Source organism: Maledivibacter halophilus, from assembly GCF_900167445.1.
Taxonomy (GTDB): Bacteria; Bacillota; Clostridia; order Peptostreptococcales; family Caminicellaceae; genus Maledivibacter; species Maledivibacter halophilus.
On sequence record NZ_FUZT01000002.1, the window covers coordinates 221020 to 236733 of the forward strand.

At 31.6% G+C, this 15714-nt stretch carries 16 protein-coding genes; 15 read left to right on the forward strand and 1 reads right to left on the reverse strand.

All coding sequences use genetic code 11. The annotated features are described in order from the left end of the window. Window positions 1-2: 2 nt before the first annotated feature. The 15 genes from B5X81_RS04980 to B5X81_RS05050 all read left to right on the forward strand — a co-directional run bounded on the left by B5X81_RS04980 (window position 3) and on the right by B5X81_RS05050 (window position 15055). Complete coding sequence (locus tag B5X81_RS04980) at window positions 3-809, forward strand: TrmB family transcriptional regulator (RefSeq protein ID WP_079489862.1); 807 nt, start codon at window positions 3-5, stop codon at window positions 807-809. 132 nt (window positions 810-941) lie between these two features. Then, window positions 942-1319, forward strand: a complete 378-nt coding sequence (locus B5X81_RS27715) for a hypothetical protein (RefSeq protein WP_139380251.1) — start codon at window positions 942-944, stop codon at window positions 1317-1319. Window positions 1320-1373: 54 nt separating this feature from the next. Continuing rightward, entirely contained in the window at window positions 1374-2333 is a 960-nt protein-coding gene (locus B5X81_RS04990; protein ID WP_079489865.1) for an ROK family protein, read from the forward strand. A 192-nt stretch (window positions 2334-2525) separates the two neighbouring features. Next, window positions 2526-3401 carry a triphosphoribosyl-dephospho-CoA synthase CitG gene (gene citG / locus B5X81_RS04995; protein ID WP_244282007.1) on the forward strand — a complete coding sequence of 292 codons (876 nt, stop codon included), beginning with the start codon at window positions 2526-2528 and terminating at the stop codon, window positions 3399-3401. Window positions 3402-3719: 318 nt separating this feature from the next. Further along, on the forward strand, window positions 3720-4772 hold the full coding sequence (gene citC, locus B5X81_RS05000; RefSeq protein ID WP_079489868.1) for a [citrate (pro-3S)-lyase] ligase: 1053 nt from the start codon (window positions 3720-3722) through the stop codon (window positions 4770-4772). A 14-nt stretch (window positions 4773-4786) separates the two neighbouring features. Beyond that, window positions 4787-5083 carry a citrate lyase acyl carrier protein gene (citD, locus tag B5X81_RS05005; protein ID WP_079489870.1) on the forward strand — a complete coding sequence of 99 codons (297 nt, stop codon included), beginning with the start codon at window positions 4787-4789 and terminating at the stop codon, window positions 5081-5083. After that, window positions 5084-5959 carry a citrate (pro-3S)-lyase subunit beta gene (citE, locus tag B5X81_RS05010; RefSeq protein ID WP_079489871.1) on the forward strand — a complete coding sequence of 292 codons (876 nt, stop codon included), beginning with the start codon at window positions 5084-5086 and terminating at the stop codon, window positions 5957-5959. A gap of 16 nt (window positions 5960-5975) precedes the next feature. Beyond that, window positions 5976-7520 carry a citrate lyase subunit alpha gene (citF, locus tag B5X81_RS05015; RefSeq protein ID WP_079489873.1) on the forward strand — a complete coding sequence of 515 codons (1545 nt, stop codon included), beginning with the start codon at window positions 5976-5978 and terminating at the stop codon, window positions 7518-7520. A gap of 8 nt (window positions 7521-7528) precedes the next feature. Next, window positions 7529-8044 (forward strand): citrate lyase holo-[acyl-carrier protein] synthase, encoded by a 516-nt coding sequence (citX, locus tag B5X81_RS05020; protein ID WP_079489874.1) that lies wholly within the window; start codon window positions 7529-7531, stop codon window positions 8042-8044. A 27-nt stretch (window positions 8045-8071) separates the two neighbouring features. Further along, window positions 8072-9100, forward strand: a complete 1029-nt coding sequence (locus B5X81_RS05025) for a tripartite tricarboxylate transporter substrate binding protein (RefSeq protein WP_079489876.1) — start codon at window positions 8072-8074, stop codon at window positions 9098-9100. Between the two features lie 58 nt (window positions 9101-9158). Beyond that, window positions 9159-9626, forward strand: a complete 468-nt coding sequence (locus B5X81_RS05030; RefSeq protein WP_079489877.1) for a tripartite tricarboxylate transporter TctB family protein — start codon at window positions 9159-9161, stop codon at window positions 9624-9626. 14 nt (window positions 9627-9640) lie between these two features. Further along, window positions 9641-11149, forward strand: a complete 1509-nt coding sequence (locus B5X81_RS05035; RefSeq protein WP_079489879.1) for a tripartite tricarboxylate transporter permease — start codon at window positions 9641-9643, stop codon at window positions 11147-11149. A 127-nt stretch (window positions 11150-11276) separates the two neighbouring features. Next, complete coding sequence (locus tag B5X81_RS05040; RefSeq protein WP_079489880.1) at window positions 11277-13709, forward strand: cache domain-containing protein; 2433 nt, start codon at window positions 11277-11279, stop codon at window positions 13707-13709. Continuing rightward, window positions 13702-14481: a Na-translocating system protein MpsC family protein gene (locus B5X81_RS05045; RefSeq protein ID WP_170917286.1), complete on the forward strand. Its 780-nt coding sequence runs from the start codon at window positions 13702-13704 to the stop codon at window positions 14479-14481. Before B5X81_RS05040 ends, B5X81_RS05045 begins: the two co-directional genes overlap by 8 nt. Before the next feature lie 154 nt (window positions 14482-14635). Further along, a complete protein-coding gene (locus B5X81_RS05050) occupies window positions 14636-15055 on the forward strand; it encodes a PPC domain-containing DNA-binding protein (RefSeq protein ID WP_079489882.1) in 420 nt (139 codons plus the stop codon). Between the two features lie 122 nt (window positions 15056-15177). Here the strand turns inward: B5X81_RS05050 and B5X81_RS05055 are convergent, their stop codons facing one another. Further along, entirely contained in the window at window positions 15178-15573 is a 396-nt protein-coding gene (locus B5X81_RS05055) for an NUDIX hydrolase (protein ID WP_079489884.1), read from the reverse strand. Window positions 15574-15714: the final 141 nt, after the last annotated feature.

Genomic DNA, 15714 nt, shown 5'->3' on the forward strand with positions numbered 1-15714 from the left:
ATATGGATGAAGAGAAAATTATTGAGAAGATGATGGATATAGGTTTGAATAAATATGAAGCAAAAGCCTATCTTTCACTTCTTAAAAAAACTGATATAACAGCCTATGAATTAAGTAAGATATCTGGAGTGCCCCAGGCAAAAATATATGAGGTCATGTCTAAGCTTTTAGAAAAAAACCTAGTTAATATAGTAAGTGATAATCCAGTTAAATATGTGGCCTTAGAATTTGAAAGCTTTTTAGATGCCTATAAAAAAAATGTCAGCAAGACTGTAGGATTTTTAAAGAAAAATCTTAAAAAAGTAAATCAATCCAATAATATTTCTTATTTATTACATTTAGAAGGGATTGAAAATATAAATAGGAAAATAAAGAATGTGCTTTCAAATTCTAAGAAGTTTATATATCTAGAAACCTGGAACAAAGATTATGAGTTTTTTAAAGAGGATTTAAAGGCTTTAGAAAAGCAGGGAATAGAAATAGTTACTGTTTTATATGGTGATACAGATGATGAAGTAGGTAAAATCTACTATCATGAAATGGAAGATATGGATCAAAATGTATTAAAACATGGTAGGTGGTTGACTCTCATAGCTGATGGAAAAGAATCCTTATTTGTAATATTTAATGAAGATAAAACCCAGGCCATATGGACAGAAAATGAAGCCTTCATGCTAATGGCTGAATCCTTTATAGTCCATGATATATATTTAGCTGAAATATATATAAAATATAGGAAAGAACTTAATAAAGAATTTGGTCCAAACTTAAAAAAAATTAGAGAAAAAATGTGGATTGGACATATATAAAATAATAGATGCGAGATTAACTAGCATCTATTATTTATTTGTAAAAATTTGATATTTTGTAAATTTATATAGTGCTTCATATGAAGTAATTGGTAAAATTTGTTGAGAATTTGTTGAGATTAATATATTATAATGATATGGTTACAGGGCTGGCACTCCCACGCCTTAAGTCGTGGGGTTCTTAGATACATTAACTTCTTCTATACTCTCAAATATGGCTTAGTTGGAACATTTTCTTTTCTATACTATGTGATTTATGAGATGTTATCTTGTTTATTGGAAGTAGTTGGAGTAGTTTTTATCATTTTGGCGTATTTTTTTGGATTTATTAATATACAGTTTTTTGTGGTATTTATGTTAATATATGTAGGGTATAGTTTTATAGAATGTTTTGGATATAGACAAATATCTTCATTATATAGACTATCAGCAATTTTTCAATATAGAAAGAAAAAATATGAGTGGGGTAAAATCCATAGAAAACAGTACTATAATAGAAATGTAGTTTAGATAGGATCTTAAGACCATATACACTGAATGGTTTTGAATAATGAGGTGATAAATATGTTTATAGGAGTAGACTTAGGAGGAACAAATATAGCTGTTGGTATTGTAGACGATAGATGTAGATTGAAACTTCAAAAATCTAAATTAACAAGAAGACAAAGACAACCTGAAGCTATTATTAAAGATATTATTGAGTTAATTAGTGAAGTTATTAAGGACTACGGAATAACTAAGGAAGAAATAAAAGCAGTAGGTATAGGAATACCAGGATTGTTTAATCCAGATACTGGAGAAGTTATTCAATGTGTTAATTTGAATTGGAAAGATGTACAACTAAAGGAACCAATGGAAAAAGCATTTGGAATTCCCACATTTATTGATAACGATGCCACACTGGCTGGACTAGCAGAATATGAAGCAGGGGCAATGAAGAATAAAAAAAGCGGTGTGTTTATAACCCTTGGAACTGGAGTAGGTGGAGGTGTTATTATTGATGGTAAGATACATACAGGTTTTAATGGTGTAGCCTCAGAAATTGGACATATGATTGTTGGAGAAAATTATTATGACTGCAATTGTGGGAGAAATGGTTGCTTAGAAACCTTTGCATCATCTACAGCACTCATAAACTATACTAAGAAATTAATGAAAGAAGAGAAAAAAGAAACTATTATTACTAAGATAATAGATGAAAATATTGATAAACTAGATGGAAAAGTAATATTTGAAGCTGCTTTTAAAGAGGATGAAATTGCAAATCAAGCAGTAGATAGAATGGTGAAGTATTTAGCAACAGGAATTGTAAATATTGTAAGTGTAATTGATCCAGAAATTTTTGTAATTGGTGGAGGGCTTTCAAAGGCTGGAGAATTTCTCTTGGATAAAATTAGAAGAGAAGCTACAAAAAATAAATACTATAGGACATTGTCTATTGGGAAGATAGTATTGGCGGAGCTGGGAAATGAAGCTGGTATTATTGGTGCTGCTATGCTTGGAAAGCATTGTATAAACATGTGATAGAATCTATAATATTGAAATTGTGGGTTCTTAAAAAAATATTTAATAAGATGATTGAATTAATATGTTATAATAAAAATCACTCAAAAGAAAATTTTCTTTTAGGAAAATTTTCTAGTCCTTAAAGATATTATTACTATACATAGGGATATATATAGCGAAAGTCAACTTATAATAAATAGGAGTGATATTTTGACAGACAGAAATAATTTTGCAAAAGAAATAGAGGCTATAGCAGTTAGATCACTTTTATATGAAGTTGCTGCCACACCAAAACCAGGGCTAGTGGATAGAAATGATAACGGTGCCCATAGTGATATGGATTTTTTTACCTTTATTGACAGCAGTTCTGTACTTGGTGAAACCTTTTATTTATGTACATTAGCTGGCATAGAGCACGATGGGAATATTGATGCTTTGCTTGATACTATCAGACCTATTGGTATCTGTGGAGAACACAGGATGTTTTCCATAACAAAGAAAGTTAATACACATAAAGGACTTATATTTTCTCTGGGGATTTTGTCAGCTGTTGTTGGATATCTATATGGGAAAGATCCAAATCCCATATGGTGTGCCTATAATATTTGTGAAAAAGTTAAACTTATGACTAAAGGTTTAGTAGAAAGAGAACTTACAGGCAGGAATATTAAGAATCCCTTAACCTATGGTGAAAAGCTGTATATGAATTATGGGGTTACTGGAATACGTGGAGAAGTGGCATCGGGATTTGAAACTGTTTTAAAATTTAGTTTTCCTATATTTAAAAAATTAATGGAATTAAAAAAGGGGTCACTGAACGAGAGGATGATTCATGTATTACTTCACCTAATGTCAAAGACTGAAGATTCAAATATTCTTGGAAGGCATAATTATTTGATGCTTCAGCAGGTACAAGCCCGTGCTAAAGAAATTATAGAATTGGGTGGAGCTTTCTCAGATGAAGGGAAGAGAGAAATTGAGAAATTTAATAGCTGGTGCATAAATAAATGGGTAAGTCCTGGTGGTTCTGCTGATTTATTGGCTATTACAATAATGCTGTATTATATTGAAAAATTGAAAAATTAACACTTAAAGTATTTGGAAAAAACCCCTTGTACAAAATTTACATTTATAGTATAATCTATTCAGGCAATGAAAATGTTTTCTTTAATAGCCTAAGCTTATTATAGATGCTGTTAGCAGACTATAGATTAAGATAGGAATAGGAAAATATTTACAAAAGTAATTATAATTAAATATTTTATATTGATAATGCGAAAGATATCGATATATTGTTATGCTTTCAAAGGTCAGTATATAAAACACCTAGAAAATTCTAGGAGCTTTATATGCTGACCTTTTTTGTTATGAAACTTATCTTATCCTATAAAAGGAGAAATTACCATGGTACCTAATAAATATCAAATAGAAAAGATAGATATTAACAATGAAATAGCCATGAAAAAAGTATTGAAGCTTTTAAAAAAGGAAGAATTGAGTATGGATTCAACTATAGAGGAAATGCTTGGAATATTTTATGAAGAAAAATTAATAGCCACAGGAGGAATAAAGGGAAATACATTAAGGTGTATAGCAGTAGACAAGGATTATCAGGGAGGAAAAATCTTTAATATACTTATAGGAGAATTAATAAAAATTCAATACCACAATGGAGTAAATGACATATTTGTGTTTACAAAACCATCTGCCCAAAAAAGCTTTGAAAACTTAGGGTTCTATGTGGTTGAAAAGATAAAAAATGGGGTTGCTTTAATGGAAAATCGCCCCGATGGTTTAAAGAAATATCTAGATAGATTATCAAAAGATAAAAGAATTGGTGAAAGGATAAGTTCTATTGTAATGAATGGCAATCCATTTACTTTAGGTCATAGATATTTAATTGAAAAGGTAGCTGGGGAAAGTGACTATTTACATATATTTGTTTTATCCTCTGAGGAATCCAGCTTTCCATATGAAGCCAGAAAGAAAATGATAATCCAGGGAACAAAAGATATTAAAAATTTGATAATACATAAAGGTGGTGATTATATAATTTCAAATTCTACCTTTCCCTCATATTTTATAAAGGAAAAGACAGAGGCAGTAAAGATTCACACAATCTTGGATCTAAAGATTTTTGGTAAATATATAGCCTCATGCCTTGGTATTAACATAAGATATGTTGGACATGAGCCCTACTGCCCAATAACCAATGAATACAATCAAACCATGAAAAAGATACTGCCAAAGTATGGAGTTATGGTAGAGGAAATTCCAAGAAAGGCTATTGAAGGAAGATATATTAGTGCTTCAAGGGTAAGGGAGCTTATTGATAAAGGGAAAATAGAAAAAATAAAATCTCTTGTTCCAAAATCAACCTATGACTTTTTACTTTCCCAGGAGGGTAAGAAAGTAATTAATAAAATTCAAAGAAAATCATTAGATAGAAGACATTAACAAGGGGTGATGAAATGCAAATAAAGAAAACAGGAATGGCAGGAACAATGGAGTCAAGTGATATAAATGTAGTTGTAGAAAAGAATCAGGAAAAAGGAATAAAAATTTATCTAAAAAGCTCCGTTGAAAAGCAATTTGGTAATCAGATTAGAAAGGCGATTTTAAAAACACTTAAGGAGCTAGAAGTGACAGATGTTGTTGTAAGGGCTATTGATCGTGGCGCATTGGACTGTACTATACGTGCCAGGGTTCAAAGTGCAGTTATGAGGGCAGCTATGAAGGAAAATGAAATAGATTGGGGGTTATTTTAGATGAAAAAAAGACTAAGAAGAACAATGATGTATGTTCCTGGAAGTAACCCTGGTATGCTTGCAGAAGCCCATATTTACGGAGCAGATTCCTTAATGTTTGACCTAGAAGATTCTATATCTCTATTAGAAAAGGATTCAGCAAGACTCTTGGTCTATAATGCAGTAAAAAATATTGACTATGGAGATATGGAGATAGTTGTAAGAATCAATGGCCTTGATTCACCCTATGGGAAAAATGATGTTAAAGCCATGGTTCGTGCCGGTGTAGATGTTATTCGACTACCTAAAACAGAAACAGCAAAGGATATATTAGATGTAGAGAAAATAATAGAAGAAACTGAAAAAGAAATTGGAATGCCAGTTGGAACAATAAAGATGATGGCGGCAATTGAAAGTGCCCTTGGAGTAATAAATGCACAGGAAATAGCAAAGGCTAGTCCAAGGATAATGGGAATTGCAATTGGAGCTGAAGACTTTGTAACAAATATGAAAACAAAAAGAAGCCCAGAGGGCATTGAGCTATTATATGCCAGGAGTCAAATATTAGTAGCTGCCAGGTCAGCAGGTATATATGCATTAGATACAGTATACTCCGATATCAATAATGAAGAGGGCTTTCGTAGAGAAGTTGAGCTAATAAAGCAATTGGGCTTTGATGGAAAATCCATAATTAATCCAAAGCAAATTGCTCCAGTTCATGAAATATATGCCCCAACAGAAAAGGAAATAGAGCATTCAAAAAAAGTAATAAATGCCATAGAAGAAGCCGAAAAAAAAGGATTAGGAGTAGTTTCATTAAAGGGAAAAATGATTGACAAGCCCATTGTTGAAAGGGCCCAGAGGATACTTGAATTGGCAAAAGCATCTGAAATGTAAAAGGAGGGACAGAGAAATGAAAAATTCTGTTGGACGAGAAATTCCAGAAAATATAATAGGATACAAAGAAATTTCTATATATAATAAACCCTTTGATAAAGAGCCTGTTGGAAGAAAAGCGGCCCCTTTATTAAAGCAGATAAAACCAAAGGATAACAAAGTATTAAAAAGCATAGAAGAAGTAATAAAAAAAGCAGGATTAAAGGATGGAATGACAATCTCCTTCCATCATCACTTTAGAAATGGAGATTATATCATAAACATGGTAATTGATAAAATAGCTCAAATGGGAATCAAAAACATTACCATAGCTCCCAGCTCCCTAACAACTATTCATGAATCTTTATTAAAGTATGTGAAAAATGGTGTGATTACAAGGATATATACCAGTGGTGTAAGGGGAAAATTGGCTGAGGCTATCTCCAATGGAGTAATGGAAAACCCCGTAATAATAAGATCCCATGGTGGTAGGGCAAGGGCCATAGAATCGGGAGAAATAAAAATAGATATTGCTTTTTTAGGGGTCCCTAGATGCGATGAATATGGAAATGCCAGCGGTAAAGGAGAGAAAACCATATGTGGTTCCTTAGGATATGCAAAAGTTGATGCTAAATATGCTGATACAGTAGTCATTATTACCGATGATTTAGTTGATTATCCTAATTTCCCTGCAAGTATAAAGCAGACAGAAGTAGATTATGTAGTGAAGATAGATTCTATAGGAGATTCTAAGGGAATTGCTTCAGGTGCAACTAGATATACTAAAAATCCAAAGGAATTATTAATAGCACAATATGCAAATAAAGTTATAGTTAATTCAGGATATTTTAAAGAGGGCTTTTCATTTCAAACAGGCTCAGGAGGTTCTTCCTTAGCAGTTACAAGATTTTTAAAGGAAGAAATGAAAAGGAAAAAAGTAAAGGCTAAATTTGCCCTTGGTGGAATTACAAAACCTATGGTTGAACTGAATCAAGAAGGACTAATAGAACATCTATTTGATACACAAACCTTCGATATAGATTCATGTGAATCAATTATAAAGAATTCAAATCACCATGAAATAGATGCATCAATGTATGCTAATCCCCATAATAAAGGAAACTTCGTAAACAAATTAGATATAGTTATACTAAGTGCCCTTGAAATAGATACAAACTTTAATGTTAATGTTATTACCGGTTCCGATGGAGTAATAAGAGGAGCATCGGGAGGACATTCGGATACAGCAGCAGGCTCAAAGATGTCAATAATAGTTGCCCCCCTAGTTAGAGGTAGAATTCCAACGGTTGTTGATCGTGTTAATACCATAATTACACCGGGAGAAACAGTAGATGTTTTAGTAACAGAAAGGGGAGTGGCAATAAATCCAAGGAGGACAGATTTAATTGAAAGGTTAAAGGGAAAGGGTATCCCAATACTTACAATAGAAGAGCTGAAAAATATGGCGGCAGATATTGTAGGAACACCAGAGCCAATCGAATATACAGATAAAGTTGTTGCTGTAGTTGAATATCGTGATGGAAGCATTATTGATATAATTTATCAAATCAAACAGGATTGATACAAACAATGTTTGCCAATAAAAATATTGAAATTATTCTAAGAGACAGAGAAAGAAGAGTAATTTACCAAAAAAAGCTTATAAAAGAATATAAAAATACCTTAATTACATTTAAGCTAAATATTCCAGGTCCTAAAAAAGACAGCCTGCTATATAGAAAGATATTTAATAATGGACTAAAACTATTAAAAGCTACTATGAAGGAATATAGGATACCTATTATTTTTCAAAGTCTATCTTTTAAGAATACTGGACCCGAGGCTTTTTTAGTGGTTAAAGCAAAGGCCCATAATATGAAAAAACTTTGTGTAAATATAGAAGAAAAAGATGGACTTGGAAGAATATATGACTTTGATGTGTTTGATTCATCGGGAAATTCTATTGGAAGAAAATTAATTGGAATTCCTGAAAGAAAATGCTTTTTATGTGATAAATACGTTTGGTTATGTGCAAGAAGTAGAGCCCATAGTCTTGAGGAGATGCTTGAATATATAGAAGTTACTGCCAAAGCGTATTTCAAATGAAGAAATATAAAAAGGAGAGGATTTGAAATGTCTTTAAAAAAGAAAATTTTATCAGGTGTTTTAGCAGTAAGCTTAATAGGAGCAGCTATTTTAACCGGTTGTGGAGCAAAGAATGCTAGTACAGGCGAATCATCAGGTAATGAAAAATATCCTAAAAAGGCAATGGAATTTATTGCCCCAAGTGGAGCTGGTGGAGGATGGGACCTTACTATTCGTACAGTAGCAAAGGTATTACAAGATACAAAAATATCTCCAGTTCCAATGCCAGTTACAAATAGACCAGGCGGAGGAGGAGGAGTAAATCTTGCCTATATGCAGGAACATAAAGGCAGTGATGCTTTGATTTCAGTATATTCACCACCTCTTTTATTGATCAATTTAAATGGCTCAACTGAGTTTAGTTATAAGGATACTACACCCCTTGCAAGATTAATTGCTGATTATGGAGTATTTGTAGTTGCAAAGGATTCTGAATATAATAGTATATCAGATGTAATGGAAGCACTTAAAAAGGATCCTAAAAGTGTAAAAATTGGTGGGAGTTCATCGGCTGGTAGTATGGATCATATTCAATTTCTATTAATGGCCAAGGCAGCCGGTGTTGAAAACATTAAAGAAATTGATTATGTAAGCTTCCAGGAATCTGGAGCAGCACAAATTTTAGGAGGGCATATTGATTTATTCTCTACTGGACTGGGCGAAGTAAAGGGATTACTAGAAAGTGGAGATTTAAAAGCCCTTGCTCAAACTGCAGATAAAAAAATTGGTACTGGAATAGTTTCAGAAATTCCAACTTGTAAAGAAGAAGGGATAGAAGCAACCTTTGTAAATTGGAGAGGCCTATTTGGACCACCTCAAATGCCTGATTATGCAGTAGAATTTTGGGAAGATGCTATAGCTAAGATGGTTAAGACCGAGGAATGGGCTCAGGCATGTGAAAGGAATAATTGGGATGAAGTATACTTAGATAAAGAAGAGTTTGAAGTGTTCTTACATCAAACAAATGAAGAATATAAAGAAATTCTTAATGATATAGGAATGTTGAAAGAAAAGTAAAGGTTTTATAAGAGATAATTATGCAATTTCCTCAATTAATTAAGGGAGTGATAAAAGGGTGAACTTATCATTATTAGCAGGAATTTTATCATTTATTATTGGAATAGTATATACTCTGCAAGCCTATTTATTACCTGATGCCACCATTGGAAAACCAATGGCACCCAAGGTTTTTCCTATTGTACTTGGTATACTTTTAATTTGTTTTGGTGGCAGTTTAATAATTCAAGAAGTTAAAAAGACAGGGTTTAAATTATTTGTAGAAAAAAAGACAAAGAATGATCAATCATTAAAATTAATATTATATACTTGCTGCATATGTATTGTATATGCTCTTACTTTTAATAAATTAGGGTATGTACTATCAACAATACTTTTCTTGGAAATGATGTTATTATTATTTAGAGGTAAAGAGAAATGGAAGATGAATACAATTATATCAGTGAGTTTTAGTGTCTTGATATATATAACCTTTTCAAAATTCTTAGGAATTACTTTACCTTCTATACCATTTATATATATATAGTAGAGGTGACAAATATGGATATGTTGGGTTATTTATTACATGGATTTTCTGTTGCCCTGCAGCCGATTAATATAATGTGGGTGACAATAGGTGGAATTTTAGGAACAATTATAGGCATGCTTCCGGGATTGGGGCCAGCAACTGGGGTTGCAGTACTTTTACCAATAACATTTTCAATGGGACCAGAAGCAGCATTAATAACAATGTGTGGTATATATTATGGAGCTATGTTTGGAGGATCAAGGAGTTCTATTTTAATTAATACGCCGGGGGATGGTGCTGCTATAGCTGCAACCTTTGATGGATATCCCATGGCTCAAAATGGTAGAGCTGAGGCTGCCCTTGCCATATCTGCTATTGCTTCTCTTATAGGTGGCTTAATAGCAGCAGTGATTATGGTTTTAGTGGCACAGCCTGTGGCAAAATTTGCATTGAAATTTGGGCCAGCTGAATATTTCATGCTTATGGTTTTTGCCTTGTCTGCAACAGCATCCATGGCAAAGGGGAATCTTACCAAAGGGTTCATATCAATGTTTTTAGGCCTTATGATATCAACCATTGGCATAGATGGCCAGTCGGGTATAGAGAGATTTACATTTGGAATATTAGAATTACAGACAGGAATAGATTTTTTAGTTGTAATTATAGCGATTTATGCTTTAGGAGAAGTATTTAAAAGTTTTAAGACCATTAAAGAAGGAAAGAAACAAATGCAAAGGAAATTTAAAAGGATATGGATAAGCAAGGAAGATTGGAAAAGAAGTAAATGGCCAATCCTTAGAAGTATTCCTTTAGGGTTTTTTATTGGTTCCTTGCCTGGAGCTGGAGGAACAATGGCTTCTTTAATGGCTTATAATAACGAAAGACAATTATCTGATCATCCAGAAGAATTTGGTAAGGGTGCTATTGAAGGACTTGCTGCACCAGAATCAGCAAACAATGCAGCATCGGTAGGTGCATTAATACCTATGTTAACCCTTGGAGTACCTGGTTCGGGAACGACTGCTGTTATGATGGGAGCACTACTTATGCTGGGGATTCAACCTGGACCTATGCTCTTTCAACAACATCCTAATTTAGCCTGGGGGCTTATCGCCAGTATGTTTTTAGGTAATTTAATGCTTGCTCTTATAAATATCCCTATGGCAGGGATTCTAGTAAGGGTTTTATCAATTCCTCCAAGGGTTTTATACCCAATTGTATTGGGACTTGCCTTCATTGGAACTTTTGCAATTAGCAATAGTGTTGTGGATTTTTACTTGCTTGTAATATTTGGTGCCATGGGATATTTTATGTCGAAGGCTAAAATACCTACTGCACCCCTTATTTTAGCGGCTATTGTCGGAAATAGTATGGAACAATCCTTTAGACAAACCTTGACGATTTCTGACGGTGATTTAAGTGCCTTTTTAAATTCTGGTGTTTCAATAGTACTATTAATATTAACTGTGCTTTCAATAGCTTTTCCCTTTATAAAGGATATGATTAATAAAAAGAAAAATACGGTGAGGGAAAGTATTTAACCTTAAGTATAAGCTTTCAAACTTTTTATGGCATAAGCTAATATTCTTGTGTAATTAAATTTACATGAGTATTTAATCTTATGCCATTTTCTTATTTTATAATTTCATTGAGGAGTGGGAAACCATCATGACAATCAAAAAAGATACAGAGGACCTATTAAAATTAATATTTGCCACAGTTGTAGTTATGGGAATTATCTTAATAACTTCATATATAAATTATGAAGATATACAGGGGCATATTATCTCAAAGGAACAGCAGCAATTATTGACAATATCAAAATCTGTATCTAGTAGTATTGAAAGGTTTTTTGAATATCATAGTGAAAATTTAGAAATTATTACTAAAAATAAATTATTTAAAGAGCAATTTAAAAAATATATGGTATCAAAGAAATTAAAAACTAAATTTGATAGTCTGGAAAATTATTATATAATCCAAAAAGATGATATTGATAGAATACAATTATTAAGTACAGATTTTCAGGTGATTGATAGTTATCCCAAAAACGATGTATCAACTTATCCTTATCGCTCAGAAGATATGACAAGAGTCTTAAAGGTGAAATCCCCAATTGTCAGCAGAGTTTATTCTCATAATGGTCAGCTTTATATTAGAATATATGAGCCAGTGTATTATAATTCGAAAATTGAAGCAATTGTATGTATTAAGATTAGTCTAGATAAAATCTATGAGAAATTGGTTAAGGCTATTCGAACGGGAGAAAATGGTTATGCTTCTGTTAAAGACCAAAATGGAGTTTTATTAATGCATCCTAAAAAGGAGGATTTAGGTGTAAATGTAATGAAGGCTAGAAGACAGGAATTTCCAGATTATGATTGGTCAGAGCTGGACGAATTGGTTCAGGAGCAAATGGCGGGAGGATCAGGAGTTGGCGTTTATCACTCTTTTTGGTATCATGATAAAGAGAGAAGGAGAATAAAAAAGTTTAGTGCCTACTCTCCTGTAAGAATTGATAATCAGTTCTGGATTGTAACTGTTTCTATGGATTATGTTGAAATGACTCAATTTATTCGGAATCGTACATATAAAATTTTAATGTTGAATCTTATTATTATTTTAATCTTTATTTCATGTATGTTTTATATATATAAGATTAAAAAGGGAAAAAGACAATTGGAAAAGGAGACAAAACTATTAAAGCAAGTCAATGACTTAAATAAAGAATTAGAAAAAGACATAGAAGAAAGAAAGTCCCTTGAGAAAGAGTTAATTCGCAGCAAAAAAAAATACGAAAGGCTTTTTAACAGCGGAAGTGATTGTACTTTTGTTTTGAATCTAGATGACAATAATTTGCCTACAGAGTTTTTAGAAGTAAATAAAAAGGCTTGTATGAGCCTTGAATATAATAAGGCAACCCTATTAAAAAAGTCATATTTGGATATTTCTGTAGATGGAAATAAAGAAAAATTCAAAAATATTGTGAAATCCTTAAAAAGTGATAAATTTATCATTTTTGAAGATACCCTTATTTCCAGTAATGGCAGAGAAATACCTGTAGAGGTTAGTGCCCATCTTTTTAATCTTGAAAGGCAATTAAAATTAATTTTAATTGCTAGGGATATTACCAATAAAAAGATACAAGAAGAAGCTTTAAAAAGAAGTGAGAAGAGATTTAGAAAAATCATTAATCAAGTTGCAACTGAAATTTCAGATGAAATTGATGAAAATAATATAGATATTTATAATGTTGAAAAAAATCCAAATAATTATCATTCTGAGATAGAAAACAAAAATCGAATTGCCTTAGAACTGGAAGAAATAAATATCAAGCTAGAAAAAATGTTTAAAAAAGAGGTAGATGAAAATAGAAAAAAAGAAGCTCTAATGATTTATCAATCAAGACTTGCAGCAATGGGGGAAATGATTGGAAATATAGCGCATCAATGGAGACAACCCTTAAGCTGTCTTGGGTTGATTTTCGCAAACATAGAGGATGCATATTACTATGGGGAATTGACAAAGGAATATTTAGAAGAATTAGTTGAAAAATCTCAGAAGCTTATCAGGCGAATGTCTCAAACAATAGATGATTTTAGGTACTTTTTTAATCCTAAAAGTGAGGAAAAATTATTTTCAGTGAAAGAAAACATTGAATTAACAGTTGATTTTCTTTATGAAAAGTTGAAGTTAAATGAGATTTCATTAAATATTCATTTGATTGAGGATAGTATGATTTATGGGCATCCCAATCAATATTCACAAGTAATCTTTAATATTTTACAAAATTCAATTGATGCTTTAATAGAAAATAGATCAAGCAAAAGAAAAATTGATATTAGAATTTTCAAAGACGAACATAATCAAATAGTTGAGATTGAAGATAATGGCAAAGGTGTTGATAAGACCATTATTAATCACATTTTTCAGCAATATTTTACAACCAAAAGTAAAGGAAAAGGTACAGGACTAGGACTTTATATGTCAAAGGTTATTATTGAAAAAAATTTTTATGGAAGTATAGATATATACAATCAAAATAATGGTTTATGTGTATCTATTATAATTCCCCAAAATGGAGTTGATAAAAATGAATAATACAAATAAAAGTATTCTATATAACCTTAAAGTCTTATATGTAGAGGATGAAGAATTAGTAAGGGAACAATTAGCACAATTCATTAAACGGCGGGTTGGAAAGCTGTATCTTGCATCTGACGGTGAAGAGGGAATAATGAAATTTAAGCAACATCAACCTGATATTGTTATTACAGATTTAAAAATGCCTAAAATCGATGGTATAGAAATGGCAAAAAAAATTAGAAATATTGACAGTATATCTCCAATTATTATTACAACAGCTATATCTGATGTAGAGTCAGTTATCCATACTATAGATGTTGGTATTGATAAGTATATTGTAAAGCCTATAGATACAAAAGAACTAATTAAAGCAATGGAAGAATCAGCATTAAAGTTATATAAGATAAAATCTAAAGACACCATTGTCAATTCACTAATTCTTGAAAAAAATAGGAAAAAGGAATTGGAACAAAAAATTCAAACTGTTATGGCTAAGTTTATTAAATCATCTACCGGGAAGGGACCCAAAAATGTTCAGGCTTTTATTCAAGGAGATATACTAACTGTTCAATTTTTTGAAACAAGAACCTTATATGAAAAGACTTTACTTAATAATATTCAAAATATACAGTTAGTCAATTATAATAGAGAATTATTCTTCAAAGATAACAATGAATATATTGAAGAAGAAGTCAGAAAATTACTAGGAACTAATATCAAAATTGACGAAATAATGGTTGATTCGAAATTAGATATTGATCAAATTAAATTTAAGATTTATAGTTAAATAAGGAAATTGCATAATTACCTTGTGCAAAAACTATCTATTATATCTGGCTTTTAAATTTTTAAAGTATAACTACATATATTATGCAACCCAGCCAAAATAGAATTATGCAATTTTTATAAATTATAAATTCAAAAAAATCAGGAGGTATATTATGAATTTTAAAAGATTTGGAAACAAGATAGTTATGCGAATTGATAGGGGGGAGGAGGTTGTTAAAACAATAAGCAAGTTTTGTGAAGATCAAAAAATAAAGCTAGGTTCTATTACTGGTCTTGGAGCAGCTGGCAGAGTTAAGATGGGACTATTTGATGTGGAGAAAAAAGAATATTTTTCCAAAGAGTTTGTTGGTGACTACGAGATCACTAATATTACTGGAAATATATCAACTATGAATGGAGAGACATATCTTCATCTTCATGGAACAATAGCAGACCATGAATTAAAAGCTTTCGGAGGACACTTAAATGAAGCTGTTATTTGTGCAACCTGTGAATTAGTAATCGATGTAATTGATGGTATGGTTGATAGGGAATTTAATGAAGAGGTAGGATTGAATACATATAAATTTTAAAGTTTAATATTGTTTTTCTTTAAAAAACATCCTCTTAAAATCATTTTAAGAGGATGTTTTTTGTTGAAGGTCAATAACTATAGTAGTTTTGATATTGGACTATATATCAGAAACTATAGAAATTAACTTCTTTTTAAGCAACTAAGGATTTTTTCACCCTTTTCCAATATTCTAACAGAGGGGGAACAGTTAATTTTTTCAGTTTTCATCTCTTTAAGTGTTTTCCACATGAAGTCCATGTGCTCAAAACTAATTTTTACTTTTCCACTTATATATTGGCAAATATATACAAATCCTAAAGAATTAGTTTTACTTTTATAAAACACATGGATTGGACATATGATTTTCACTTTCAAATTTGTTTCTTCCTTTATTTCTCTGAGAAGACCGTCTTCAGGATTTTCTCCTTTATCTAACCATCCCCCTGGTGGTGACCAGACCTTTGGAGGGTCAATTCTATTTAAGAAAAGATATTTACCCTCTTTTTCTACTAATCCTAAGACGAAAGGTTTTACCATAGAAATCCTCCTATTGGTGATTGTTTTTGTTGCAATACATAGTATTCAATGACAAGCTATTGGTGAAAAATATAGTGAGATAAATTAGAAACAAGTTTATAGTGTTTATGCTTACATTGCAAAAAAATAACATAAATGATA